Origin of the sequence: Chromobacterium sp. ATCC 53434 (genome assembly GCF_002848345.1) — a bacterium.
Taxonomy (GTDB): Bacteria; Pseudomonadota; Gammaproteobacteria; order Burkholderiales; family Chromobacteriaceae; genus Chromobacterium.
The window spans coordinates 1,063,165-1,086,968 of sequence record NZ_CP025429.1 but is presented as its reverse complement, the minus strand read 5'-3'; the positions used below and the strand labels follow the sequence as shown (position 1 = coordinate 1,086,968).

The window sequence follows — 23,804 nt, the reverse complement described above, 5'->3', positions numbered from 1 at the left end:
TTCGTCTCTCCGAAGGAATGGGGTTCAGGAACGGACGCGCCAGGGCAGCATGCGGGTCAGCACGTCGTCTCGGTCTATCAGATGATGTTTCAGCGCGGCGGCCACATGGCCCAGCACCACCGCGGCCAGCAGGTAGTTCAACGCAGAGTGCAGCGAGGCCAGCCGGTGGCCCAGCTCGGGATTCGGCGCGATCAGGTCCGGCAGCGACAGCACGCCGAAGTACACGGTCTGCACGCCCTTGGCCGAGCTCATCAACCAGCCCGACAGCGGAATGGCGATCATCAGCAGATACAGCATCGCGTGGCCGGCGTGGGCCAGCGCCCGCACCAGGGCGCCCATGCCGGCCGGCAGCGCCGGCGGCCGGTGGCCGAAGCGCCAGACCAGCCGCAGCCACACCAGCAGAAACACCGTGACGCCCGACCACTTGTGCCAGGAATAGATTTTCAACTTCAGCGGCGACAGCGACATGCCGTGCATGTAGAAGCCGACGCTGAACAGACAGACGAGCGCGATGGCCATCAACCAGTGCAGGAAGATGGCGGTGGCGGTGTAACGCGTTTGCGGCATGGGCGGCCCCTGGTAAACGGTGTTCGGGAATCGTCCGGCCGCGCCTTGCGGGCGCAACCGGGTACGCTGACTGTAAGCGGTTTTCCTTGCTTGAAATAGCCCGCTTCAACAAATTTATTATTTCGCATTAGTAAACAAACTCCGCGATTCGCCAATAAACTGGCGAACACCTGCGCTCACGCCGCCATGCTGCGATAAAAATACCAAAGTCAAACGCTATCGTCCGAAGCGGCAATCAAAACTGCACCAAATAACAGGCCCCGCGCCCTCCCATGCCACGCCGCCGTCCGGCGGCGGCCCCATCCCCCACAGGAGCCCCCATGCAAACCAGCCAGAACGGCATTAATCTGATCCAGCAATTCGAAGGCCTGCGCCTTGTCGCCTATCAGGACGCCGTCGGCGTCTGGACCATAGGCTACGGCCACACCGGCGCCAACGTGCATGGCGGCCTGGCCATAGACCAGCAGCAAGCGGATCAGCTGCTGCGCCAGGACCTGGCCCGCTTCGAGCAGGGCGTCTCCAGGCTGGCAACATCGCCGCTCAACCAGAACCAGTTCGACGCGCTGGTCAGCTTCAGCTACAACCTCGGCCTCGGCAATCTGCAAAACTCGACGCTGCTGCGCCTGCTGAACGCCGGCGACTACCGCGGCGCCGCCGGCCAGTTTCCGCTGTGGGACAAGGCCGGCGGCCAGGTTCTGCCGGGCCTGCTGAAACGCCGGCAGGCCGAACAGGCGCTGTTCCTGGCGCCGGCGACCGCCGCCGCCTGAGCCGGCATTTCCCTCCACTGGTCTCCCGCCGGCTGCTAAGAGCCTGTTTACGATCTTTTTCCGAGCAGCGCAGGCCAGCCAGCAGGTCAGATGCAAGGCGGAGGGCGTAGGCCTTGGTGATTCCAAGGCCTAGCCTGACAACGCGGCAGATGGCCTGCTGGCTGGGCTGCCCTTCGGGGCGGTGTTTTGCCGGCGCATGGCTTTGTCAAACGTCCCTGGCAGTGAACGACACTGCGGCGGGCCGTTTTCCGCGCCCTGCATCCGGCAGAAAACCGCCGATGCCGCAAAAAGATCGTAAACAGGCTCTAAGCTGGCGGGAGTTTCCGTTTTCGATGCGATGATGCCCAAAGCCTTGCCCCCGCCGCGCGCCGCGCCGTTGTGCCGGCGCTGCCGGCACTACTTCGTCACCTACGACCCGAGCTTCCCCTACGGCTGCCGGGCGATGGGTTTTTCCAGCAAGCGCGCGCCCTGCCTGGACATGCTGGGGGCGTCCGGCCAGCCCTGCATGCGCTTTCAGCCCAAGACGGACAAACCGGCCTGAGGCCATGGCCGCTCCGGCGCCCAAACGCGCCGGCGTCGATAAAATCCACCGCCCTTTCCCCGCGCCCGAACCGCCCGCAAAACCTTGCCAGCAGCGGGTTTTCGCGCAACACGCCCCCTGCCCCCAGCCTTCCCAACGTCATCATGTTGCAGCGCGACAGGGCCGCCTCGATTGAATAGCGCCAGCACCGGCCATTTGAATATTCCACAATTTTTTCGAGCAAAAATTCCAATTTAAATCATTGATATCAATAAATTTTTACCACGAACCATAGCCTGAACGAATTCGCCGCATCAAAAAATACGATTAGATCGCCCGTCCCCGCACTCGTATCGTGTATGCAGCGTCGTCACACGCGCACGCACCCGACAATAAAAGGAGGAGGACGTCATGAATGAGGAGATGCTGCAAAAAATCCAGTCCAATCCGAAGTATCTGGAACTGGTCCACAAAAAGACCGGCCTGGGCTGGACACTGGCCATCGTCATGCTGGTCATCTACTACGGCTACATTCTGGTGCTGGCTTTCGACCCGTCGCTGCTGGGCAAGCCGCTGTACGACGGCGCCACGATGACGGTGGGCATTCCGATCGGCGTCGGCATCATCCTGTCGGCCTTCGTGCTGACCGGCATCTATGTGCGCCGCGCCAACCGCGAGTTCGACCCGCTGACCCAGCAGATCGTCGAGGAGTCCAAGTGATGCGACAGCTCAAACTGCAACTGGCCGCCGGCATCGCGGCGCTGGCGCCGGCGCTTTGCTGGGCGGCCGGCGCGATCGAAGGCGACGTCAAGCGCCAGCCGACCAACTGGCACGCCGTGATCATGTTCTTCCTCTTCGTCGCGCTGACGCTGGGCGTGACCTACTGGGCGGCCCGCCGCACCAAGTCGGCCAAGGACTTCTACGCCGCCGGCGGCGGCATCACCGGCTTCCAGAACGGCCTGGCCATCGCCGGCGACTATATGTCGGCGGCGTCCTTTCTGGGCATTTCCGCGCTGGTGTTCGACAAGGGCTACGACGGCCTGATCTACTCGATGGGCTTCCTGGTCGGCTGGCCCATCATCCTGTTCCTGGTGGCCGAACGGCTGCGCAACCTCGGCAAATACACTTTCGCCGACGTCGCCTCCTACCGGCTGGGACAGATGCCGGTGCGCAGCTTCGCCGCGCTGTCGACGCTGGTGGTGGTGTCCATCTACCTGATCGCGCAGATGGTCGGCGCCGGCAAGCTGATCCAGCTCTTGTTCGGCATGAGCTACGGCTCGGCGGTGCTGCTGGTCGGCGTGCTGATGGTGTGCTACGTGCTGTTCGGCGGCATGCTGGCCACCACCTGGGTGCAGATCATCAAGGCGGTGCTGCTGCTGTCCGGCGCCACTTTCATGGCCATCATGGTGCTGGCCACCGTCGGCTTCAGTCCCGAAGTGATGTTCGAGCGAGCGGTGGCCGCGCACAGCAAGGGCGTCGCCATCATGGCGCCGGGCAAGGCCGATCCGATCGACTCGATCTCGCTGGGCCTGGCGCTGATGTTCGGCACCGCCGGCCTGCCGCACATCCTGATGCGCTTCTTCACCGTCGCCGACGCCAAGGAAGCCCGCAAGTCGGTGTTCTTCGCCACCGGCTTCATCGGCTACTTCTACATCCTGACCTTCATCATCGGCTTCGGCGCCATCATGCTGGTGCTGAACCAGCCGGGGATGATGGAGACGGTGACCAAGGGCGGCAAGGAAGTGCACCAGCTGGTGGGCGGCAGCAATATGGCGGCCATCCATCTGGCCAACGCCGTCGGCGGCGACATCTTCCTCGGCTTCATCTCCGCCGTCGCCTTCGCCACCATCCTGGCGGTGGTGGCCGGCCTGGCGCTGTCCGGCGCGTCGGCGGTGTCGCACGACCTGTACGCCAGCGTGATCAAGCACGGCCACGCCAACGAGACCGACGAGATCCGCGTCTCCAAGATCACCACCGTGGTGCTGGGCGTCGTGGCCATCGTGCTGGGCCTGGTGTTCGAGAAGCAGAACATCGCCTTCATGGTGGGCCTGGCCTTCTCCATCGCCGCCTCCGCCAACTTTCCGGTGCTGTTCCTGTCGATGTTCTGGCGGGGCCTGACCACCCGCGGCGCGGTGGTCGGCGGCCTGGTGGGCCTGTTGACCGCGGTGGTGCTGATCGTGCTGGGACCGACGGTATGGGTCGAGGTGCTGAAGCACGAGCACGCGGTGTTCCCGTACAAGAACCCGGCCATCTTCTCGATGACGCTGGCCTTCCTCGTCACCTGGCTGGTCTCGGTGCTGGACACCTCGCGCCAGGCCGCTGAGGAAAAAGCCAAGTTCGACGCCCAGTACGTCAGGGCGATGACCGGCATCGGGGCCAGTGGCGCCAGCAAACATTAAATGTCATCATCATTGACACGCCGCGCGCGCCGGCCGCGCGCGGCGACAACACCAAAGACTCTGGAGAAACACGTATGTCGACGCTAGATTCCATCCTCAAGGAAACCCGCAGCTTCGCCCCGTCGGAAGAATTCCGCCGCAAGGCGTCCATCAGCGGCATCGAGGCCTACCACGCATTGTGCGAACAGGCCGACGACCACTACCTGTCGTTCTGGGGGGATCTGGCGCGTGAACTGATCAGCTGGAAAAAACCGTTTTCCCGCGTGCTGGACGACAGCGCGGCGCCGTTCTTCAAGTGGTTCGACGACGGCGTGCTGAACGCGTCGTACAACTGCCTGGACCGCCACCTGGCCACCGACGCCAACAAGATCGCCATCATCTTCGAGGCCGACGACGGCGAAATCGTCCGCATCACCTACGCCGAGTTGCACCGCCGCGTCTGCCAGTTCGCCAACGGCCTGAAGAGCCTCGGCGTCGGCAAGGGCGACCGCGTCGTCGTCTACATGCCGATGGGCATAGAGGCGGTGGTGGCGATGCAGTCCTGCGCCCGCATCGGCGCCATCCACTCGGTGGTGTTCGGCGGCTTCTCCGCCGGCGCGGTGCGCGACCGCATCCAGGATGCCGGCGCCAGCGTGGTGATCACCGCCAACGAGGGCCTGCGCGGCGGCAAGAGCGTGGCGCTGAAGTCCACCGTCGACGAGGCGCTGGCGCTGGAAGGCACCGAGTCGATCAAGCATGTGGTGGTCTACCAGCGCACCAATGCCGGCGCCGCCTGGGTGGACGGCCGCGACGTGTGGTGGCACAAGCTGGTCGAAGGCCAGAGCGAGACCTGCGAGCCGGAATGGATGAACGCCGAGGACCCGCTGTTCATCCTGTACACCTCCGGCTCCACCGGCAAGCCCAAGGGCATTCAACACAGCACCGCCGGCTATCTGCTGGGCGCGATCAACAGCTTCCGCTGGGTATTCGACTACAAGCCGAACGACGTCTACTGGTGCACCGCCGATGTCGGCTGGATCACCGGCCACAGCTATGTCTGCTACGGCCCGCTGGCCAACGGCGCCACCCAGCTGATCTTCGAGGGCGTGCCGACCTACCCCGACGCCAGCCGCTTCTGGCGGATGATAGAACAGCACAAGGTATCCCTCTTCTACACCGCGCCGACAGCGATCCGCTCGCTGATCAAGCTGGGCGCCGACCTGCCCAAGCAATTCGACCTGTCCAGCCTGCGCGTGCTGGGCACCGTCGGCGAGCCGATCAACCCCGAGGCCTGGATCTGGTATCACGAGACGGTGGGCGGCGGCCGCTGCCCCATCGTCGACACCTGGTGGCAGACCGAGACCGGCTCGGCGATGATCGCGCCGCTGCCGGGCGCCGTCGCCACCAAGCCCGGCTCGTGCACGCTGCCGTTGCCGGGCGTGATCGCCGACATCGTCGACGAGTCCGGCGCCCAGGTGGAGCCGGGCCGCGGCGGCTTCCTGGTGATCAAGAAGCCGTTCCCCAGCCTGGTCCGCACGATCTGGAACGATCCGGAGCGCTTCAAGAAGACCTATTTCCCGGAAGAGTTCAACGGCCGCTACTACCTGGCCGGCGACTCCGCCCACCGCGACGAGAACGGCTATTTCTGGATCATGGGCCGCATCGACGACGTGCTGAACGTGTCCGGCCACCGGCTGGGCACGATGGAAATCGAATCGGCGCTGGTGGCCAACCCGCTGGTGGCCGAGGCGGCGGTGGTCGGCAAGCCGCACGACGTCAAGGGCGAGGCGGTCGTCGCCTTCGTCGTGCTGAAGGGCCCGCGTCCGGAAGGCGACAACGCCAAGACGGTGGCGGCCGAGCTGAAAAACTGGGTGGCGCACGAGATCGGCAAGATCGCCCAGCCGGACGACATCCGCTTCGGCGAGAACCTGCCCAAGACCCGCTCCGGCAAGATCATGCGCCGGTTGCTGCGCTCGATCGCCAAGGGCGAGGCCATCACCCAGGACGTGTCGACGCTGGAAAACCCGCAAATCCTGCAGCAGCTGCAACAGCCGCTGTAAAACGTCCGTCCCGCAGCCGGGGCCGCCTCGCGGCTCCGGCTTTTCCCATCCTCCGTCCGCTACTCGCTGCAACGATAGTGTGCGACACTCCAATGGCATGCCACCCGGCCATACCGCAAGAGTCTCCGCCATGAAAAAGACCGTCCCCGCCCTGCTCTGCCTCGCGGCCGCCGCCCTCGCCGCCGCTCCGGCCCAAGCCGACGAAGGCGGACTGAGCTTCTGGCTGCCCGGCCAGCTCGGCACCTTCGCCGCCGTCGCCAACGATCCCGGCTGGTCGTGGACCTTCAGCGGCTACCACGCCTACGCCAACTCGGAGACCCGCAATCAGAACCGGCGCGGCCGGGTGACCGACACCCAGCTGAGCACGCCCAGCGACACGTTGTTCGTCGCGCCGACCTACACCTTCGCCACGCCGGTGGCCGGCGCGCAGGCGGCGATATCGCTGACCGGCCTGTACGGCCGCACCGATGTCTACGACAGCGTGGCCTCCACGTCGGCGAGCGGCCGGACCCGTTCGGCCAGCAGCGACGACAGTCGCGACGGCTTCGGCGATCTGTATCCGATGGCGACGCTGAAATGGAATGCCGGCAATCACAACTATCTGGCCTACGCGACGATGGGCGTGCCGGTCGGCGCCTATGACCCGAACCGCGCCGCCAACCTGGGACTGAACCACTGGTCCTATGACGCCGGCGGCGGCTACAGCTATCTGAACACCACGTCCGGCCTGGAGTTTTCCGCCGTGCTGGGCCTGACCTTCAACCAGAAGAACCCGGACACCGACTACCGCAACGGCACCGACGCCCATCTGGACGTCTCGCTGTCGCAGTTCCTCAACGAGGACTTCCACATCGGCCTGGTCGGCTACGCCTACCACCAGTTGGACAACGATACCGGTCCCGGCCTCGGCCGGCAGGACCTGAAGTCGCGGGTGGCCGGCCTGGGTCCGCAGATCGGCTACTTCTTCCAGGTCGGCAAGAAGAAGTGGTACGCCAATCTGAAGGCCTACGACGAATTCGACGCGAAGAACCGCACGGCCGGCTGGAACGCCTGGCTGTCGCTGTTCGTGCCGATCTGAACCGCGTTCCGGCGCGCCATGCCGGAGCCGCCATCGCATGAAAAAGCCGGGGCATCAGCCCCGGCTTGGCATCGCGGCGGCGGAACGGCTCATTCCAGCCGGAACCGTCCTATCATCTTGTCCTGCTCGGCAACGTCGGTGGCGGTGTCGTTGCAGTGCTGCAATTGCACCTGGGCCGCGTCGCTGACGCGCTGGCCTATGTGCTGGATATTGCCGGCGCTGTCGTTGATCTCCTGCGTCATCCGGCTCTGACGGTCGACGGCGCCGGCGATCTCGCCGTTCTTGGCGTTGATATCGGAAATCACGTCCTGGATGCGCAACAGCATGTCGCTGATCTGCTCGGCGTCCTTGACCGTGCTGCTGGCGCGCTCGCGGCTTTCGTCCATCTTCTGCCGGGCCTCGCCGACGCCGCGCTGCAGCTGCTCTATCATCGTGCGGATCTCCTGCGTCGCCTGCTGGGTCTGCGAGGCCAGCTTGCGCACCTCGTCGGCGACGACGGCGAAGCCGCGTCCCATCTCGCCGGCCCGCGCCGCCTCGATCGCCGCGTTCAGCGCCAACAGATTAGTCTGCTCGGCCACGCCGGTGATCACCCTGACGATGGACTCGATGTTCTTGCTGAACTCGGCCAACTCGTTCATCGAATGCGAGGTCTCGTCCAGCGTGTCGGCCAGCCGGCGTATCGCCTGGCTGGACTGGGTCACCAGCGCCACCCGGCTGCCGGTTTCCTCGTGCGCCAGCCGCGCGGCCTCGGCCACCGCGCCGGCGTTCGACGTCATCTCGCCGGCGGCCTCGGCCATCTGGCGGATGGCCGTCACCAATTGCTCCAACTCCTGCTGCAGGCGGCTGGCCTCGCCGCTGCTCTGCCGCGCCTCGCCGGCGCTCTGCTCGGCGCCCAGCGAGACCCGGGTCGAAATCTGGCGGATATCGCCGATCAGCCGCTGCAAATAGGCGATGAAGCGGTTCAGCTCGCGCGCCACCTCGCCGAACTCGTCGCTGGACGACTCGTCGACGCGGCGGGTCAGGTCGCCGTTGCCGCTGTTGAGTTCGGTCAGCGAATGCTTCAGCTGCTGCAGCGGCCGCCGCAGGATCTGCTGCATCAAGCTGCTCAATATCGCCATGCTCAGCACCACGCCGATCACCGCGCCCCACAGCCCGCGCCAGCCTATCTGCCGCGCCTCGGCCATCACCTTGTCCTCGTCCAGCACCACGCCGACCAGCCACTTGGCCGCCTGCAGCTTCTCCAGCGGATGGAAGGCCACCATCAGCCTATGGCCGTCGACCACCACCTCCTGCACCTTGTCGTCCAGCGCCGGCGCCGTGCCGCCGAACAGATCGGCGATGCTCTTGCCGTTCAGCTTGGCGTCCGGATGGCTGATGATCTTGCCGTCGGCCGACAGCAGGAAGGCGTAGCCGGCGCCGTTGAAGGTGGCGGTATTCAGCGCCTCCGACACCGTCTTCAGGCTGAGGTCGCCGCCGAAAGCGCCCTTGAACGCGCCCTTGTCGGTCAGCTTGGCCACCACCGAGATCAGGATTTCGCCGGACGCGGCGTCCGGGTACGGGTCGGTCAGGCCGACGCCGGCCGCCGCCTTGGCCACCGGATACCACGGCCGCTTGCGGGCGTCCCAGGTCGGCGGCGGATTCCACGACGGGTCGTTGGAGATTTTCTTGCCGTCGCTGTCCAGGCCGCCGAACACCAGCTTGAATTCGTTCTTCAGCATCGGCCGCTGAAACACCTCCAGGATGCGTTCGCCGCTGAAATTGGAATCTATGGTTTCCGACATCAGCTGAATCTGCGACAGCTTGCCGTTCAACCAGTTGGCGATCTGCCCGGCCAGCACCTGGCTGCTCTGGACCACCTCCTGCTCCTTGCCGGTGCGTATGCTGTCGGCAACGCTCAGATATTGCAACCAAGACAATGTGGACAAAGTGGCGGCCAGCACCAGGGCGGAAATCAGTCCGGCTTTATGGGCGATCTTCATGACGGCGGCTCACGATCAAACTCAGGTCCTTTTACCATAGAGCACCTGTGCATTCGGCCAAACCGCCTTGTCCATTTTTTTACAATCGTCCGTCAGACCGGCGCGCCGATCGAGACCCGCCCGACCCGATAGCATTCGACGGCGCCGCGCCCTGGCGGATCGGGCGGCAACCGCGACAAGACCAGGCGGCGCAGCGTCCAGTTCGCCGGATCGAAAGCCGCCGCGACGGCCAGCGCGCCATCCCGGTCCCACTGGCCGGCCAGCCAGTTCCGCTGCTCCCGCCGCAGCGCGTCCATGTCCGTCCCCGCCGTGATCGGCAACGTCTCCACCGTCGCGTAACGCGCCTCGGCCACCTGGTCGCGCCACTCGCCGAACCAGGCCGCCGCGCTCTCCACCGCCGGCCGGCCGAACGACGCGCACAACGCGGCGAAGCCGGGCCCGGACAGGAAGTCGCGCAAGCCTTCCGAACGCCGCCACAGATAGAACGGCGCATAGGCGTTCGCCACGGCGCCATGCTCGCCCGCGCGGCTGTACAGATACGCTTTGAGGCCCAGGCCGGGCAGGCCGTCGGTCAGATGGCCGCGCTCGACGATGCGTCGTTCGATGATTTCCATCGGATAGTCGGCCGGCAGCGCGATCCGGTATCGCATCGCGATCATGGTTTCAACACCTCCGGCGACAATTGAGACGCCTGGCGGCCATGGCTGAACGACCAGTCCTCCATCTTGCCGTCGCCGACCACCACCATCAGGTCGGCCGGCGCGAGACCGGGCGACGCCGCCAGCAATTCGGCCATCCTGGCGTACAGCGCGGCCTTGGCCTCGGCGCTGCGCGGCCGGCCGGTCTGTATCGCCACCAGCGTGAAGTCGTCGGAGCGCGGACCGCCGGCGTAATCGCGGTCGAAGATCATCTCGCCCGGCTCGTGCTGGTGGATCAGCTGGAAGCGATCGGCCGGCGGCACGGCGAAACACTCCACCATCGCCTGGTGGATGCCGTCGGCCAGCGCGCGCAGATACTGCGGCGACTTGCCTCTATGGAGGGAAATGCGGGCGTAAGGCATGGCTTCTCCTGTTATATCGATGGCTCGGCCAAGACGGCGTCCAGCTGTTCCAGCGCGGCGGTGGCCGCCGGCCAGCCGACGTAGAAGGCCAGGTGGGTCAGAATTTCAGCCAGCTCGCCGGCGGCCAGGCCGTTGTCCAGGCCGCGCCGCAGGTGAAACGCCAGCGCGGCCGGCCGGGATTGGGGCAGCAGCGCGGCGATGGTGATCAGGCTGCGTTCGCGCGGCGTCAGCGCCGCGCCTTGCCAGACATCGCCGAACAACACGTCGCGGGTCAGCCGGTCCAGCTTCGGCGCCAGCCGGGGCAAAGCTTCGCTTGCGGAAAACATCATGGTCTCCTGACGGGTCGGGTATCGATGCCTGTACTGTAGTGCTGGCAATCAATGCTGAATATCGGATATATTTTTACAAACCATCCCAAAAATCAGGATAGTCATCATGCGTCGCACCTTGTTGGACCTGGACGCGCTGCACAGCTTCGCCTGCGGCGTCGAGCTCGCCGGTTTCGCCCGCGCCGCCGAGCGGCTGCACCGCTCGACCTCCGCCGTCAGCGCCCAATTGAAAAAGCTGGAACAACAGGCCGGCGCGCCGATACTGCAAAAGAGCGGCCGCGGCCTGGAGCCGACGCCGGCCGGCGAGATCCTGCTGTCCTACGCCCGCAGGCTGCTGGAGTTGAACGACGAGGCGCTGCAGGCGGTCGGCGGCGCCTTTCTCGCCGGCGGCGTGCGGCTGGGACTGGCCGAGGACTTCGGCGAGGGCCTGCTGCCCGACGCGCTGGGCCGCTTCGCCCGCGCCTGTCCGGACGTGCATGTGGAAGTGCGAGTGGGCCGCAGCCTGGACTTGCAGCGGGCGCTGCGCCAGGGCGAGCTCGATCTGGCGCTGCTGTGGAGCGACGGCGCGCCGTGGCCGCACCAGGACCAGCTGGGCCAGATGCCGCTGCGCTGGATCGCCGGCGCCGCCTCGCCGCGCCGGTCCGCCGACCGGCCGTTGCCGCTGGCGATGTTCGATGCGCCGTGCCTGGTGCGCCGCCAGGCCTGCGACGCGCTGGACCAGGCCGGCCAGCCGTGGCGGGTGGCGGTCAGCGGCAGCAGCCTGGCCGGGCTGTGGTCGGCGGTGCGCGCCGGACTGGGCATCAGCGCCCGCACGGTGCTGGGCCTGCCGCCGGACCTGCGGCCACTGGACCCGGCCGCGTCCGGCCTGCCGCCGCTGCCCAGGCTGGAGCTGGCGCTGTGGCGGGCGCAGACGCCGCTGCCGGATGCCGCCGAGCGGCTGCGTCACATCCTGCTGGACGGCGCGTCCGCTCAAATCGCGGCCGCGTCGGCTTCGGCCGGAGTTGAAGCCGATACGGCTAAAGACGATAATTAGCGGTTTTTGAAGCGGAATCCGACAGCATGGCCGTCATCACACTCGTCGAACGGATCGACGCCCTCCTGCCCCAGACCCAGTGCGGTCAGTGCGGCCACGCCGGCTGCCGTCCGTACGCCGAGGCGCTGGCGGCGGGCCGCGACCCGATCAACCGCTGCCCGCCCGGCGGCGAGGACGGCGTGCGGGCCTTGGCGCGCTTGCTGGACCTGCCGGCGCTGCCGTTCGAACCCGACCGCCCGCAGCCTAAGCCGCGCGCGCTGGCGGTGATACGCGAAGACAGCTGCATAGGCTGTACGCTGTGCATCCAGGCCTGTCCGGTCGACGCCATCGTCGGCGCGGCCAAGCAGATGCACACGGTGATCGCCGACGAGTGCACCGGCTGCGAGCTGTGCCTGGCGCCCTGTCCGGTCGATTGCATAGACCTGGTGCCGGTGGAGCGTCCCGACGACGGCAGCCGCGAACAGGTGATGGCCCGCGCCAGCCTGGCGCGCAAGCGCCACGACGCCCGCCAGGCGCGCAAGACCCGCGACGCGGCCGACAAGGCCAGGCGACTGGCGGAGCGGGCCGCGGTGCCGGCTCCCGCGCCGACGGCGGCGGCCACGCCGGCACCGGCCGCCCCGTCGATGGTCGACAAGAACGAATTGATACGCAAGGCGATGGAGCGCGCCAAGCAGCAGGCGCCGGTGGCCGCCACCGCCTCGTCCGACAAGATGGCGGTGATACGCGCGGCGATGGAGCGCGCCGCCGCGATGCGCGCCGCCCAGCCGGACGCCGACGAGGATCAACAGTGAACGCCGCCATACGCCAACAGATCTTCGAGAGGCTGCGCGACGCCACCCCCCATCCGACCACCGAACTGGAATACTCGACGCCGTTCGAGCTGCTGATCTCGGTGCTGCTGTCGGCGCAGGCCACCGACGTCGGCGTCAACAAGGCCACCCGCCGGCTCTACCCGGTGGCCAACACGCCGGCGGCGATGCTGGCGCTGGGCGAGGAAAGCCTGGCCGAGCACATCAAGACCATAGGCCTGTACAAGACCAAGGCCAGGAACGTGATCGCCACCTGCAGGCTGCTGCTGGAAAAGCACGGCGGCGAGGTGCCGCAGACGCGCGAGGCGCTGGAGGCGCTGCCGGGCGTCGGCCGCAAGACCGCCAATGTGGTGCTGAACACCGCCTTCGGCCAGCCGACCATCGCGGTGGACACCCATATCTTCCGCGTCGCCAACCGCACCCGCATCGCGCCGGGCAAGGACGTCCGCGAGGTCGAGGACAAGCTGGTCAAGTTCGTGCCGGCCGAATTCAAGCTGGACGCCCACCACTGGCTGATCCTGCACGGCCGCTATGTGTGCAAGGCCAGGAAACCCGAATGCCAGCGCTGCGCCATCGCCGACCTCTGCGAATACCCGGCAAAACCGTTATGATGAAAACGCAGAGGAAAACTGGGCTTCAATCAAAAGAAAACGCTTGCAAAATCAGTGCTCGCCCCCATTTGTCTTCGAAAATCAGCCAGCTTAAAGGATCGCCAGTGACAACGAGTTTTCGCATCATGGCCGGCGCGCTGCTCGCGGCGTCGTTACTGTCCGGCTGCGACAGGATCGAGCAGTTCGTCAAGGGCAGCAGCCAGCCGGCTCCGGTCGCCATTCCCGCGCAGCAGGACGGCCGCGTCGCCATGCTGCTGCCCGACTTCACCCAGCTGGTCAGCCGCGACGGCCCGGCGGTGGTGAACATCCAGGCCAGCCGCGAAAGCGCCGCCCCGCAGCAAAGCAGCAACAATATGCCGTTCCCGGTGCCGGAAGACGATCCGCTGTACGACTTCTTCCGCCGCTTCATGCCGAACCAGCCGCCCCAGCAGGACCAGCAGGGTCCCGAGGAAAGCGTGTCCTACGGCTCCGGCTTCATCATCAGCAGCGACGGCTTCATCCTGACCAATGCCCACGTGGTCGCCGACGGCGGCCAGATCCGCGTCACGCTGACCGACAAGCGCGAATTGCGCGCCAAGCTGGTGGGCCTGGACAAGCGCAGTGACGTCGCGCTACTGAAAGTGGCCGCCGCCGATCTGCCGGTGGCCAAGATAGGCAATCCGGCCGACCTGAAGGTCGGCGAATGGGTGGCCGCGATCGGCGCGCCGTTCGGCTTCGACAACACCGTCACCGCCGGCATCGTCTCGGCCAAGGGCCGCAGCCTGCCCGACGAGACGCTGGTGCCCTTCATCCAGACCGACGTGGCGATCAACCCCGGCAACTCCGGCGGCCCGCTGTTCAATCTGCGCGGCGAAGTGGTCGGCATCAACTCCCAGATCTACAGCCGCTCCGGCGGCTTCATGGGCATCTCCTTCGCCATTCCGATCGATCTGGCGATGCAGGTGGCCGACCAGCTGAAGACCAAGGGCAAGGTCAGCCGCGGCCAATTGGGCATCAATATCCAGGAAGTGACGCAGGAGCTGGCGCAGTCGTTCGGCCTGCCGCGCCCGGCCGGCGCGCTGGTGGTGCGCGTCGATCCGAAAGGCCCGGCGGCCAAGGCCGGCCTGCAGGCCGGCGACATCATCCTGAAGCTCAACAGCCAGGCGATAGACAGCTCCAAGGACCTGCCCATGCTGGTCGGCGCGCTCGGCCCGGGCACCAAGATCAAGCTGGTGGTGTGGCGCAAGGGCTTCGAGAAGACACTGGAGGCCACGCTGGTGGAGCAGGCGCCCGACGCCGGCGCCGCAGCCAAACCGTCCAACGACAACACACCGCAGGGCTACCAGTTCGGCAAGCTGGGCCTGACGCTGTCCGAGCTGACGCCGGACCAGCGCGCCGACCTCGGCATACGCGGCGGCCTGCTGATCCAGAAAGCGCAAGGTCCGGCTTCCCGCTCCGGTCTTCAGAGCGGCGACATCATCATCGGCCTGAACCAGAGCGACGTCACCAGCATCACCGCCTTCGAGAAGGCGCTGGCCGGCGCCGGCGGCCACGCCGCGTTGCTGGTCAAGCGCGGCGAATCGGTGCTGTACATCGCGCTGCGCACCGACTGAGCCGGCGCCGCGCCAAACAGAACGCCGCCCCTCCATCCGGAGGCGCGGCGTTTTTTTCATCCCGCTCCCGTGTCTATAAATCCGGCATGGCGCCATGCCCCCCCAACCGGAGAATGCGATGAGCAAACTGCGCGTAGCCTGCTTTTCCCTGTCGATAGACGGTTTCGGCGCCGGCCCCGGCCAGAGCCTGGCGCGTCCGCTCGGCGTCGGCGGCGAGGCGCTGCACCGCTGGGCGTTCGCGACCGCCGCCTTCCAGCAGCGCCTGTTCGGCGGCGACGGCGGCGAGGCCGGGGTCGACAACGGCTTCATCGAACGGGGCTTCGACAATGTCGGCGCCTGGATACTGGGCCGCAATATGTTCGGCCCGATACGCGGCCCGTGGCCGGACCTGGAGTGGAAGGGATGGTGGGGAGACGAACCGCCGTACCACACGCCGGTTTTCGTGCTGACCCGCCATCCCCGCCCCCCGCTCGAAATGAAGGGCGGCACGGTCTTCCACTTCGTGACAGACGGCATCCACGCGGCGCTGGATCGGGCCAGGGACGCGGCCGGCGGCCGCGACGTCAGGCTGGGCGGCGGCGTCGACACCGTGCGGCAATACCTGCGCGCCGGCCTGGTCGACGAGATTCATCTCGCCGTCGCGCCGGCGCTGCTCGGCGACGGCGAAGCGTTGTTCGCCGGCCTGGACCTGCCGGCGCTCGGCTACGAATGCGCGGAGCAGATCGCCGGCGAGGGGGCCTGCCACCTGCTGCTGCGTCGTCGCGACGCGTCGAGCTGACGCAAAAACAAAAAGGCGGAGCCCATGGGCTCCGCCTTTGTCGACCACGACCGGCGATCAGGCCGGCTTGTGCAGCAGCGAGTTGCGCCGCGAGTAGCCGAAGTAGACCAGCAGGCCGATCACCAGCCAGGCCGCGAAGCAGGTCCAGGTCAGCAGCGACAGCTGGGTCATCAGGAAGCCGCAGCACAGGATGGCCAGCGCCGGGATGGTCGGCACCGCCGGACAGACGAATTTGCGCGGCAGATCCGGCTCGCGCTTCCTCAGCACGATCACCGACAGCGCGATCAGCGTGAACGCCGCCAGCGTGCCGATATTGACCAGCTCGGCCAGCGTGTGCAGCGGCACGAAACCGGCCAGCAGCGCGATGATGGTGCCGATCAGCCAGGTGGCCTTGTACGGGGTGCCGTACTTCGGGTTGATGTCGGAGAAGATTTTCGGCAGCAGGCCGTCGCGCGACATCGCCAGCAGGATGCGGGTCTGGCCGTAGGTCATCACCAGGATCACCGTCATCATGCCGAGGATGGCGCCGAGATCGACGAAGCCGGCGAACCAGTCCAGCTTGGCCACTTGCAGCGCCAGCGACACCGGATGATCGACGCCGGCGAACTGCATATAGGGCACGATGCCGGTCATGATGGCGGCCACCACCACATACAGGATGGAGCACACCGCCAGCGACCAGATCACGCCGCGCGGGATGTCCTTGGCCGGATTCTTCACTTCCTCGGCGGCGCAAGTGACGGCGTCGAAGCCGATGAAGCTGAAGAAGACGATGGCGGCGCCATGGAACACGCCGGAGAAGCCGAAGGGCAACGCCGGCTGCCAGTTGACCGGCTTGACGTGCCAGACGCCGATGGCGATGAACAGCAGCACCACGGCCACCTTGATCAGCACCACCACATTGTTGACGCGCTTGGATTCCTTGATGCCGAAGGCCAACAGCGCGGTGATGATCATCGCGATGCAGAAGGCCGGCAGATTGAACAGCGTGTCCTTGCCCGGCGCCGAACCGGCGGCGGCGGTCAGGGCCTCGGGCAGCTTGACGCCGAAGCCGGACAGCAGGCTCTGGAAGTAGCCGGACCAGCCGACCGACACCGCCGACGAGGCCAGCAGGTACTCCAGCAGCAGGTCCCAGCCTATGATCCAGGCGATCAGCTCGCCCAGCGTGGCGTAGGCATAAGTGTAGGTAGAGCCGGAAATCGGCAGCATGGAGGCGAATTCGGCATAGCACAGCGCCGCGAAGCCGCAGGCGAAGGCGCTGATGACGAAGGACAGCACCAGGCCGGGGCCGGCGATGGTGGCGCCGGTGCCGGTCAGCACGAAAATCCCGGTGCCGATGATGGCGCCGATGCCCAGCATGGTAAGGTCAAACGCGGAGAGCTCTTTTCGCAGCCCGCGCGAAGTCTGAGCGGTGGCCAACATGCCCTGCACGCTCTTCTTGCGCATCAAACTCATTGTCTACTATCCCGTATATCGCCGGCACCGGCCCGCGCCGCCGTACATGGCGGCGGCGCTGAAACGACGAGACGCCCGCTGTCCAGGCGGGCGCCTCATACTCGGATTCGGCTGTAAGTGATCTGATTTGTCCCTCCGCGCCGTCCCGTCTTGTCGCGGGCCGTGTCTACGGAGGCTTCCGATGGTACAGCAGGAGGCCACGGTCACAATACGGGAAAACGGCAATGGCTTACAAGAAAATAATCGTTAGGAATAAATATATTCCCATCAACATGCCAATGATTTTTCAGATCGATATGAAACCCATCGACAGGCGCTCAGGGCAGCGGCATCCGCTCCAACAGGCGCTGCGCCGCCTGCTCCAAGCGCGCGCGACGATTGCCATCGCTCCCCAGACGCTCGCGACCGCTCCACAGGGCCGAGCCGTCGACGCCGCGCACCGACAGCGTCAGCACCGGCCAGCTCTCGATCCGGTACGGCGGCTGCCGCCAGTAGCCGTCATAGCCCCAATCCGGCGGCTGCGCCACCCAGCGGCTCTCGATCTCCTCGGCGAAACACAGCCGCCACGCCGGCGCGTCGGCGCCGTCCAGGCCGCGCAGCGCCAACCGATTCCGCAGCCAGTCGCGCCAGTCGGCGCCGCCGTCGGCGTCCGGCAGACATTCCAGCCGAACGCCGGCCCCATTGCTCGGCCCCTGCCCGGGCGCCGCCGGTTCGGCCCGCGCGCCGCCGCACAGCAGCAGCCAGACGGCCGCGATGGCCAGCCAGCGTGTTCTCATGATCTCCCCCGCCGCGTGTCATATGGTGGTGGACCGCGGCCGGCAGCCAAAGTGCCCGCGCCCGGACGCCGGCTCAGTCCCAATAGCCCGGCGCGGCATACGCCGCGCGCAGATAATCGATGAAGTGGCGCACCCGCGCCGGCAGCAGCCGCCGCTGCGGCACCACCGCGTAGACCGGATAGTCAGGCGAAGCGTAGTCGTCCAGCACCGTCCGCAGCCTGCCGTCGGACAAATCGTCCTTCACTTCCCACAAGGAACGCCAGGCCAGACCCAGGCCCTGCAGCGCCCAGTCGTGCAGCACCGCGCCGTCGTTGCACTCCAGCGCGCCGGCCACCTTCAGGTTCAACGGCCGGCCGTCGACGACGAAGCTCCAGCCGCGGCTCTGGCTCTCGCCCAGCGACAGACACTGATGATGCGGCAGGTCTTCCAGCGCGCGCGGCGTGCCGTAAGCGGCCAGATAGGCCGGCGCCGCCACCACCACCCTGCGGTTCTCGGCCAGGCGGATCGCCACCAGGCTGGAGTCGGACAGGTCCGAGATGCGGATCGCGCAGTCGACGCGGTCGCGCTGCAGGTCCACCAGCCGGTCGGACAAGTCCAGCGTCACCTTCACCTCCGGGTGCAGCCTCTGGAAGGCGGCGACGTGCGGCGCGACGTGGCGGCGGCCGAAGCCGGCCGGCGCCGACAACCTCAAATGGCCGCGCGCCTTGCCGCGGCCGGAGGCGATGGCGGCCTCGGCCTCTGTCAGATCGGCCAGTATCCGCTGGCAATCGTCGTAGAAGGCCTCGCCCTCCTGCGTCGGCGTCACGCTGCGGGTGGTGCGCACCAACAGGCGCACGCCCAGCCTCTCCTCCAGCGCGTCCAGACGCCGCCCCACCATGGCCGGCACGACGCCCAGCTGCCGCGCCGCCGCCGACAGGCTGCCCAGCCCCGCCACCGCGACGAAGGTCTCCAGCTGCTTCAACTCGCTCATTAGCTACTCAAAAGTAAAAAATGTTATGCAATTCAGGTCATTCCTTTTTACTAGGATGGCGAATAGACTGTCAAACATTGCATTGCAGCATCCTATCCCCCTTCTTCTACAAAGGAGCACGCGCATGGCAGTCTTGCTTCCGCAGGGCGTGGAAATCCTCGCCGACATCACGCCGGCCTACGCCGAAATCCTCACCCCCGAGGCGCTGGAATTCATCGCCAAGCTGCACCGCCGCTTCGAGCCGGCCCGCCGGACCCGCATCGCCGCGCGCGCCGCGCGCCAGGCCGAGCTGGACGCCGGCAGGCTGCCGGACTTCCTGGCCGAAACCGCCGCCGTGCGCGCCGGCGACTGGAAGATCTCGCCGCTGCCGGACGATCTGCTGGACCGCCGCGTCGAAATCACCGGCCCGGTCGAGCGCAAGATGATGATCAACGCGCTGAATTCCGGCGCCAAGAGCTTCATGGCCGACTTCGAGGACTCCAACTGCCCGAGCTGGGACAACCAGATCGCCGGCCAGATCAATGTCCGCGACGCCTACCGCAAGACCATTTCCCACACGAGCCCCGAAGGCAAGCAATACCGGCTGAACGACACCGTCGCCACGCTGCTGCTGCGCCCGCGCGGCTGGCATCTGATGGAAAAGCACGTCAAGGTGGACGGCGACATCGTGTCCGGCAGCCTGTTCGACTTCGGCCTGTCGTTCTTCCACAACATCCGCCACCTGCGCGCGCAAGGCAGCGCCACCTATTACTACCTGCCGAAGATGGAAAGCCATCTGGAGGCGCGGCTGTGGAACGAGGTCTTCGTGTTCGCCCAGGACCAGCTGGACGTCCCGCAGGGCACGATCAAGGCCACGGTGCTGATCGAGACCATACTCGCCGCCTTCGAGATGGACGAAATCCTGTACGAGCTGCGCGAGCACTCCGCCGGCCTGAACGCCGGCCGCTGGGACTACATCTTCAGCTGCATCAAGAAGTTCAAGCAGAATCGCGACTTCTGCCTGGCCAACCGCGCGCTGATCACGATGACGGTGCCCTTCATGCGCGCCTACGCGCTGTTGCTGCTGAAGACCTGCCACCATCGCAACGCGCCGGCCATCGGCGGCATGGCTGCGCTGATTCCGATCAAGAACGACGCCGCCGCCAATGAAAAGGCGCTGGCCGGCGTCAAGGCCGACAAGGACCGCGACGCCACCGACGGCTACGACGGCGGCTGGGTGGCCCACCCCGGCCTGGTGCCGATCGCCGACGCGGCGTTCGGCGCGGTGCTCGGCGACAGGCCCAACCAGATCGCCAAGCAGCGCCCCGACGTGCAGGTGGCGGCCTCCGACCTGCTGAACTTCCAGCCGGAAGCGCCGATCACCGAGGCCGGCCTGGCGATGAACATCAATGTCGGCATCCAGTACCTGGGCGCCTGGATCTCCGGCAACGGCTGCGTGCCGATACACAATCTGATGGAGGACGCCGCCACCGCCGAAATCTCGCGCTCGCAGATCTGGCAGTGGATACGCTCGCCCAAGGGCGTGCTCGACGACGGCCGCAAGGTGACCGAGGCGCTGTTCCGCGAGTTGCAGGCGGCCGAAATGGCCAAGCTGAAAAACGAATACGGCGCCCGCTGGACCCGGCAGTACGAGGACGCGGCCAGGATGTTCGACCTGCTGACCACCTCGGACGACTTCGTCGAATTCCTGACGCTGCCGGGCTACGAATACCTGGACTGACCCCGCTTCGCGCCCGATCCGGACGGCCCTTCGCGGGCCGTTTGGCATTTTTACCCGTAGCGACCAGGTCGAACGGCATGGAACCGCCGCTTGCCAAGCGGATCGAAGCGGAGTCTACTTCCAGCGACATCCAGCCAAGGAGCCGAAATGAAATCATCCCGCCTGAAGCCCATGCTGTTGTGCTGCCTGCTGGCCGGCGCCGCCCCGCTCGCCGCCGCAGCGGACGGCGTGCAACTCAATCTGTCGGCCAACGCCCAGCGCGACATCGCCAACGACCAGATCACCGCCACGCTGTACGTGCAGCAAAGCAACAATCAGGCCGCGACGCTGGCCGACCGTCTGAACCGGATCACCGCCAGCGGCCTGGCCCAGGGCCGCGCCTACAACCATGTCGAGCTGTCCAGCGGCAGCTACAGCACCTGGCCCAGCTACGACAAGAACGGCAAGATCAGCGGCTGGCAGGGGCGCTCGGAAATCCTGCTGAAGAGCAAGGATTTCGCCCAGGCCGCCGAGCTGATCGCCAAATTACAACAGACCATGCTGCTGGAAGGCGTGCAGTACGGCGTTTCCGACCAGGCGCGCCGCCGGGCCGAGCAGGACATGATTCCGGAGGCGATCGCCAATCTGAAGGGCCAGGCCGAAGTGGCCGCGCGCGCGCTGGGCAAGAACGTGATCAGCATCCAGCAGCTGGACATCGGCCAGCAGAGCCACGGTTTCCGCCCGCCGGTGATGATGATGAAGGCGGCGATGGCCGGCGCCGAGGCCAATGTCAGCCAGCCTGATCTGCAGCCGGGCCAAAGCCAGCTGCAACTGCAGGTCAGCGGCAAGGTGGAACTCAAGTAAGGCTTTCGGCCCCGGCCGGCTTGCGCTACAGTAAGCACTGCCGGCCGTGTCGGCCGCCCCCCCTCTACTCCATATCTCCATCGCTTCGAACATGAAACTGATCGCCTCTTTGACCAGTCCCTACGCCCGCAAGGTGCGCATCGTGCTGGCTGAAAAGAAAATCGACTGCCCGCTCGAGGAAGACGTGCCCTGGAACGCGGACACCCGCGTCGCCGAGTACAATCCGCTGGGCAAGGTGCCGGTGCTGGAGCTGGACGACGGCTCCACGCTGTACGATTCCCGTGTCATCGTCGAATACCTCGAGAACAGCTCGCCGGTGTCCCGGCTGCTGCCGCAGGACAATCGACAGATCATCCTGACGCGTCGCTGGGAAGCGCTGGCCGACGGCATCATAGACGCAATGGTGGCCATCGTGATGGAACGCCGCCGGCCGCCGGAGAAGCAAATGGAGGAAGTGGTGGCCCGCCAGCGCGGCAAGATCACCCGCGGCCTCGCCACGCTGTCGGAGGACCTGGGCGAGAAGCCTTGGTGCACCAACCACGGCTACAGCCTGGCCGACATCGCCGTCGGCTGCTGTCTGGGCTATCTGGATTTTCGCGCGCCGGACATCGACTGGCGAGGCGCCCATCCGAATCTGGACGCGCTGCTGCAGCGGCTGGCCGCGCGCCAGTCCTTCATCGATACCGAGCCGCCGCAGGCCTAAGCGCGGCGACAGAACGCCACCGGAAACGGTGGCGTTTTCGCATCCGGCCCCAGGGCCGGTCAGATCAGCCCGGCGGCGATATTGATCATCAGCGCCAGCACGGTGGCGTTGAAGAAGAAGGCCAGCACGCAGTGCACGGTGCCGGTGCGGCGCAGCCGGCTGTCGGTGAAGCTGACGTCGGCGGTCTGGCCCGAGGTGCCGATGATGAAGGCGAAATACAGGAAATCGCCGTATTCCGGCTGCCGGGTGCCGGGAAACTCCAGCCCGCCCGGCAGGCCCCGCGCCTCCTGCGCATAAAAGGTCCGCGCGTAGTGCAGCGCGAACATCACATGGGTGAAGGCCCACGACGACAACAGGGTCAGGATCGCCAGCAAGATATGGGCCGCCCTGAGCCAGCCGCGCATGTCCTTGACCACCGCCAGCTCCATCACGATGGCGGCCAGGCTGGCCGCCGCCGCCAACACCACCAGCAGCAGCACCAGCCACTGCCCCTCGTCCTCCAGCCGCGCCCAGTGGCGTATCTGCTGCCGGCCCGGCCCGAACATCATCCAGGCGACCAGAACCAGATACAGGCCGGCGCCGGCGTTCCAGCCGACGATGTAGCGAGTGACGTCGTGCATGGTCGCCAGCAGCGGCAGACAGACGATCAGCAGCGCGCCGAACAGCGCCGAACACACCAGCCTGGGCCGGGCCAGCAGCATGCGCAACGCGAAAGAACGGCGGGCGATGGAAAACAGGGTCATGGGACGAATGCACTCCTCTTGCGATCTGTTGCATGAAATCCCGCCACGCGGGAAGCAGGGCCATCTTGCCGCATCGCCCGGCCGCCGCCAAGCGCGCCGCCGCCGGTCGCGGTTTGCCGTTCACATAAAATTCAATTTGAATAAATTCGTTTGCATTCATATGACAAATATCACAAAATCCACAGCATAAAAACCAAACAGGAGACAGCATGACTTCGGCAACCGCTTCGACGCCCACCGCAGCCGCCGACTACGACGCGCTGCTGGAGCCGGCCTGCCGCCGGCTGGCGAGCCAGGATTTCTGCCTGCTGCCGGCGGAACAGGCCCGCCGCCTGCTGCTATTGCAGGACCCCGGAGCGCTGGACGACTGGACCGCCTTCCAAGACAGCTGGAACCATCTGCAGCTGGACCAATTCATGGCCGACGGCGGCCGCTACCGCAAACGGCTGCACGCCACCCTCAGCGCCGCGCCGGCGGCGCGCCGCGCCCGGCCCGAAGCGCACCGGCCGCACTACCAGAGCCGCCGCTACAATCCGCTCAACGGCGGCGTCGCCCGCCACTTCGAACCGATACGCAACCCGATACTGCACGGCCCGACGATGCAGGCGGTGCTGGGTCTGGCCTGCACCGTGTTCGGCAAGCTGGCGCCGTACACCCGCTGGCACATCGAGGCGCATCAGTTCCGCATCGAGGCGCGCAACCGCGAACAGGGCAAGCCGACGCCGGAAGGCATACACCGCGACGGCGTCCATTTCCTGCTGATGATGCTGGTCAAGCGACACAATCTGGTGAACGGCGCCACCGAGCTATACGATCTGGAGCACGAGCCGCTGGCCGAATTCACTCTGACCGACCCGCTGGACATCGCGCTGGTCAACGACGAACGGGTGCTGCATGGCGTCACGCCGATCGCGCAGCTGGACCCCGGCCGCGAAGGCAGCCGCGACGTGCTGCTGCTGAGCTTCCACCGCGGCTGAGCACCGGCGCAAATATTTCTCGTTTCGCCATTGTCCGACAACAGGAATCCTGTACG

24 protein-coding genes are annotated in these 23,804 nt (G+C 66.4%); 15 read left to right on the top strand and 9 right to left on the bottom strand.

The annotated features are described in order from the left end of the window. Nucleotides 1-24: 24 nt before the first annotated feature. Complete coding sequence (locus CXB49_RS05135; protein ID WP_101710611.1) at nt 25-567, bottom strand: cytochrome b; 543 nt, start codon at nt 565-567, stop codon at nt 25-27. A 320-nt stretch (nt 568-887) separates the two neighbouring features. Here CXB49_RS05135 and CXB49_RS05130 point away from each other — a divergent pair, with 320 nt between their 5' ends. The 6 genes from CXB49_RS05130 (at nt 888) to CXB49_RS05105 (ending at nt 7,370) form a co-directional block, all read left to right on the top strand. Beyond that, a complete protein-coding gene (locus CXB49_RS05130; protein WP_101707411.1) occupies nt 888-1,334 on the top strand; it encodes a lysozyme in 447 nt (148 codons plus the stop codon). A gap of 340 nt (nt 1,335-1,674) precedes the next feature. Next, a complete protein-coding gene (locus CXB49_RS05125) occupies nt 1,675-1,875 on the top strand; it encodes a hypothetical protein (RefSeq protein ID WP_101707410.1) in 201 nt (66 codons plus the stop codon). Nucleotides 1,876-2,265: 390 nt separating this feature from the next. Then, nucleotides 2,266-2,574 (top strand): DUF485 domain-containing protein, encoded by a 309-nt coding sequence (locus tag CXB49_RS05120; RefSeq protein WP_101707409.1) that lies wholly within the window; start codon nt 2,266-2,268, stop codon nt 2,572-2,574. After that, nucleotides 2,574-4,253, top strand: a complete 1,680-nt coding sequence (locus CXB49_RS05115; protein WP_101707408.1) for a cation acetate symporter — start codon at nt 2,574-2,576, stop codon at nt 4,251-4,253. The genes CXB49_RS05120 and CXB49_RS05115 overlap by 1 nt, the downstream gene beginning before the upstream one ends. A 74-nt stretch (nt 4,254-4,327) precedes the next feature. Then, complete coding sequence (gene acs, locus CXB49_RS05110) at nt 4,328-6,292, top strand: acetate--CoA ligase (protein ID WP_101707407.1); 1,965 nt, start codon at nt 4,328-4,330, stop codon at nt 6,290-6,292. Between the two features lie 130 nt (nt 6,293-6,422). Beyond that, nucleotides 6,423-7,370 (top strand): transporter, encoded by a 948-nt coding sequence (locus CXB49_RS05105; protein WP_101707406.1) that lies wholly within the window; start codon nt 6,423-6,425, stop codon nt 7,368-7,370. A gap of 89 nt (nt 7,371-7,459) precedes the next feature. Here the strand turns inward: CXB49_RS05105 and CXB49_RS05100 are convergent, their stop codons facing one another. From CXB49_RS05100 to CXB49_RS05085, 4 genes are all read right to left on the bottom strand, one after another. After that, complete coding sequence (locus CXB49_RS05100) at nt 7,460-9,349, bottom strand: methyl-accepting chemotaxis protein (protein ID WP_101707405.1); 1,890 nt, start codon at nt 9,347-9,349, stop codon at nt 7,460-7,462. A 92-nt stretch (nt 9,350-9,441) separates the two neighbouring features. Beyond that, entirely contained in the window at nt 9,442-10,008 is a 567-nt protein-coding gene (locus CXB49_RS05095; RefSeq protein WP_101707404.1) for a DUF4865 family protein, read from the bottom strand. Next, on the bottom strand, nt 10,005-10,409 hold the full coding sequence (locus tag CXB49_RS05090) for a tautomerase family protein (protein WP_101707403.1): 405 nt from the start codon (nt 10,407-10,409) through the stop codon (nt 10,005-10,007). The genes CXB49_RS05095 and CXB49_RS05090 overlap by 4 nt, the downstream gene beginning before the upstream one ends. An 11-nt stretch (nt 10,410-10,420) precedes the next feature. Beyond that, complete coding sequence (locus CXB49_RS05085) at nt 10,421-10,735, bottom strand: carboxymuconolactone decarboxylase family protein (RefSeq protein ID WP_101707402.1); 315 nt, start codon at nt 10,733-10,735, stop codon at nt 10,421-10,423. A 109-nt stretch (nt 10,736-10,844) separates the two neighbouring features. On the opposite strand from CXB49_RS05085, the gene CXB49_RS05080 reads away from it, so the two are divergent. From CXB49_RS05080 to CXB49_RS05060, 5 genes are all read left to right on the top strand, one after another. Beyond that, a complete protein-coding gene (locus tag CXB49_RS05080) occupies nt 10,845-11,771 on the top strand; it encodes a LysR substrate-binding domain-containing protein (RefSeq protein ID WP_101707401.1) in 927 nt (308 codons plus the stop codon). Nucleotides 11,772-11,797: 26 nt separating this feature from the next. Next, complete coding sequence (gene rsxB / locus CXB49_RS05075) at nt 11,798-12,562, top strand: electron transport complex subunit RsxB (protein WP_101707400.1); 765 nt, start codon at nt 11,798-11,800, stop codon at nt 12,560-12,562. Then, nucleotides 12,559-13,191 (top strand): endonuclease III, encoded by a 633-nt coding sequence (gene nth / locus CXB49_RS05070; protein ID WP_101707399.1) that lies wholly within the window; start codon nt 12,559-12,561, stop codon nt 13,189-13,191. The genes rsxB and nth overlap by 4 nt, the downstream gene beginning before the upstream one ends. A 125-nt stretch (nt 13,192-13,316) precedes the next feature. Next, nucleotides 13,317-14,783, top strand: a complete 1,467-nt coding sequence (locus CXB49_RS05065) for a DegQ family serine endoprotease (RefSeq protein WP_101707398.1) — start codon at nt 13,317-13,319, stop codon at nt 14,781-14,783. Between the two features lie 118 nt (nt 14,784-14,901). After that, nucleotides 14,902-15,561, top strand: a complete 660-nt coding sequence (locus CXB49_RS05060) for a dihydrofolate reductase family protein (RefSeq protein WP_101707397.1) — start codon at nt 14,902-14,904, stop codon at nt 15,559-15,561. 57 nt (nt 15,562-15,618) lie between these two features. Here CXB49_RS05060 and CXB49_RS05055 read toward each other — a convergent pair whose 3' ends face one another. The 3 genes from CXB49_RS05055 to CXB49_RS05045 all read right to left on the bottom strand — a co-directional run bounded on the left by CXB49_RS05055 (nt 15,619) and on the right by CXB49_RS05045 (nt 18,762). Beyond that, a complete protein-coding gene (locus tag CXB49_RS05055; protein ID WP_101707396.1) occupies nt 15,619-17,016 on the bottom strand; it encodes an amino acid permease in 1,398 nt (465 codons plus the stop codon). Between the two features lie 317 nt (nt 17,017-17,333). After that, nucleotides 17,334-17,792, bottom strand: a complete 459-nt coding sequence (locus CXB49_RS05050) for a hypothetical protein (RefSeq protein ID WP_101707395.1) — start codon at nt 17,790-17,792, stop codon at nt 17,334-17,336. 73 nt (nt 17,793-17,865) lie between these two features. Further along, nucleotides 17,866-18,762, bottom strand: a complete 897-nt coding sequence (locus tag CXB49_RS05045) for a LysR family transcriptional regulator (RefSeq protein WP_101707394.1) — start codon at nt 18,760-18,762, stop codon at nt 17,866-17,868. 124 nt (nt 18,763-18,886) lie between these two features. On the opposite strand from CXB49_RS05045, the gene aceB reads away from it, so the two are divergent. From aceB to CXB49_RS05030, 3 genes are all read left to right on the top strand, one after another. Beyond that, nucleotides 18,887-20,482, top strand: coding sequence for a malate synthase A (gene aceB, locus CXB49_RS05040; protein WP_101707393.1), 1,596 nt, complete (start codon nt 18,887-18,889; stop codon nt 20,480-20,482). A 147-nt stretch (nt 20,483-20,629) separates the two neighbouring features. Continuing rightward, entirely contained in the window at nt 20,630-21,325 is a 696-nt protein-coding gene (locus tag CXB49_RS05035) for an SIMPL domain-containing protein (protein WP_101707392.1), read from the top strand. 91 nt (nt 21,326-21,416) lie between these two features. Then, entirely contained in the window at nt 21,417-22,028 is a 612-nt protein-coding gene (locus tag CXB49_RS05030; RefSeq protein ID WP_101707391.1) for a glutathione S-transferase, read from the top strand. Nucleotides 22,029-22,087: 59 nt separating this feature from the next. Here the strand turns inward: CXB49_RS05030 and CXB49_RS05025 are convergent, their stop codons facing one another. Next, a complete protein-coding gene (locus CXB49_RS05025; RefSeq protein ID WP_233492943.1) occupies nt 22,088-22,771 on the bottom strand; it encodes a DUF1345 domain-containing protein in 684 nt (227 codons plus the stop codon). A 209-nt stretch (nt 22,772-22,980) separates the two neighbouring features. On the opposite strand from CXB49_RS05025, the gene CXB49_RS05020 reads away from it, so the two are divergent. Beyond that, a complete protein-coding gene (locus CXB49_RS05020; protein ID WP_101707390.1) occupies nt 22,981-23,748 on the top strand; it encodes a 2OG-Fe dioxygenase family protein in 768 nt (255 codons plus the stop codon). Nucleotides 23,749-23,804 lie beyond the last annotated feature (56 nt).

Excerpts from the sequence above, each read along its gene's own strand:
- CXB49_RS05080 (WP_101707401.1), top strand. The coding sequence starts at position 10,845 with ATGCGTCGCACCTTGTTGGACCTGGACGCGCTGCACAGCTTCGCCTGC.
- rsxB (WP_101707400.1), top strand. The coding sequence starts at position 11,798 with ATGGCCGTCATCACACTCGTCGAACGGATCGACGCCCTCCTGCCCCAG.
- CXB49_RS05115 (WP_101707408.1), top strand. The coding sequence starts at position 2,574 with ATGCGACAGCTCAAACTGCAACTGGCCGCCGGCATCGCGGCGCTGGCG.
- CXB49_RS05050 (WP_101707395.1), bottom strand. The coding sequence starts at position 17,792 with ATGAGAACACGCTGGCTGGCCATCGCGGCCGTCTGGCTGCTGCTGTGC.
- CXB49_RS05095 (WP_101707404.1), bottom strand. The coding sequence starts at position 10,008 with ATGATCGCGATGCGATACCGGATCGCGCTGCCGGCCGACTATCCGATG.
- CXB49_RS05125 (WP_101707410.1), top strand. The coding sequence starts at position 1,675 with ATGCCCAAAGCCTTGCCCCCGCCGCGCGCCGCGCCGTTGTGCCGGCGC.
- CXB49_RS05020 (WP_101707390.1), top strand. The coding sequence starts at position 22,981 with ATGACTTCGGCAACCGCTTCGACGCCCACCGCAGCCGCCGACTACGAC.
- CXB49_RS05065 (WP_101707398.1), top strand. The coding sequence starts at position 13,317 with ATGGCCGGCGCGCTGCTCGCGGCGTCGTTACTGTCCGGCTGCGACAGG.
- CXB49_RS05120 (WP_101707409.1), top strand. The coding sequence starts at position 2,266 with ATGAATGAGGAGATGCTGCAAAAAATCCAGTCCAATCCGAAGTATCTG.
- CXB49_RS05060 (WP_101707397.1), top strand. The coding sequence starts at position 14,902 with ATGAGCAAACTGCGCGTAGCCTGCTTTTCCCTGTCGATAGACGGTTTC.
- CXB49_RS05030 (WP_101707391.1), top strand. The coding sequence starts at position 21,417 with ATGAAACTGATCGCCTCTTTGACCAGTCCCTACGCCCGCAAGGTGCGC.
- CXB49_RS05045 (WP_101707394.1), bottom strand. The coding sequence starts at position 18,762 with ATGAGCGAGTTGAAGCAGCTGGAGACCTTCGTCGCGGTGGCGGGGCTG.
- CXB49_RS05025 (WP_233492943.1), bottom strand. The coding sequence starts at position 22,771 with ATGACCCTGTTTTCCATCGCCCGCCGTTCTTTCGCGTTGCGCATGCTG.
- CXB49_RS05035 (WP_101707392.1), top strand. The coding sequence starts at position 20,630 with ATGAAATCATCCCGCCTGAAGCCCATGCTGTTGTGCTGCCTGCTGGCC.
- CXB49_RS05055 (WP_101707396.1), bottom strand. The coding sequence starts at position 17,016 with ATGAGTTTGATGCGCAAGAAGAGCGTGCAGGGCATGTTGGCCACCGCT.
- CXB49_RS05130 (WP_101707411.1), top strand. The coding sequence starts at position 888 with ATGCAAACCAGCCAGAACGGCATTAATCTGATCCAGCAATTCGAAGGC.
- CXB49_RS05135 (WP_101710611.1), bottom strand. The coding sequence starts at position 567 with ATGCCGCAAACGCGTTACACCGCCACCGCCATCTTCCTGCACTGGTTG.
- acs (WP_101707407.1), top strand. The coding sequence starts at position 4,328 with ATGTCGACGCTAGATTCCATCCTCAAGGAAACCCGCAGCTTCGCCCCG.
- CXB49_RS05100 (WP_101707405.1), bottom strand. The coding sequence starts at position 9,349 with ATGAAGATCGCCCATAAAGCCGGACTGATTTCCGCCCTGGTGCTGGCC.
- CXB49_RS05105 (WP_101707406.1), top strand. The coding sequence starts at position 6,423 with ATGAAAAAGACCGTCCCCGCCCTGCTCTGCCTCGCGGCCGCCGCCCTC.
- CXB49_RS05085 (WP_101707402.1), bottom strand. The coding sequence starts at position 10,735 with ATGTTTTCCGCAAGCGAAGCTTTGCCCCGGCTGGCGCCGAAGCTGGAC.
- aceB (WP_101707393.1), top strand. The coding sequence starts at position 18,887 with ATGGCAGTCTTGCTTCCGCAGGGCGTGGAAATCCTCGCCGACATCACG.
- CXB49_RS05090 (WP_101707403.1), bottom strand. The coding sequence starts at position 10,409 with ATGCCTTACGCCCGCATTTCCCTCCATAGAGGCAAGTCGCCGCAGTAT.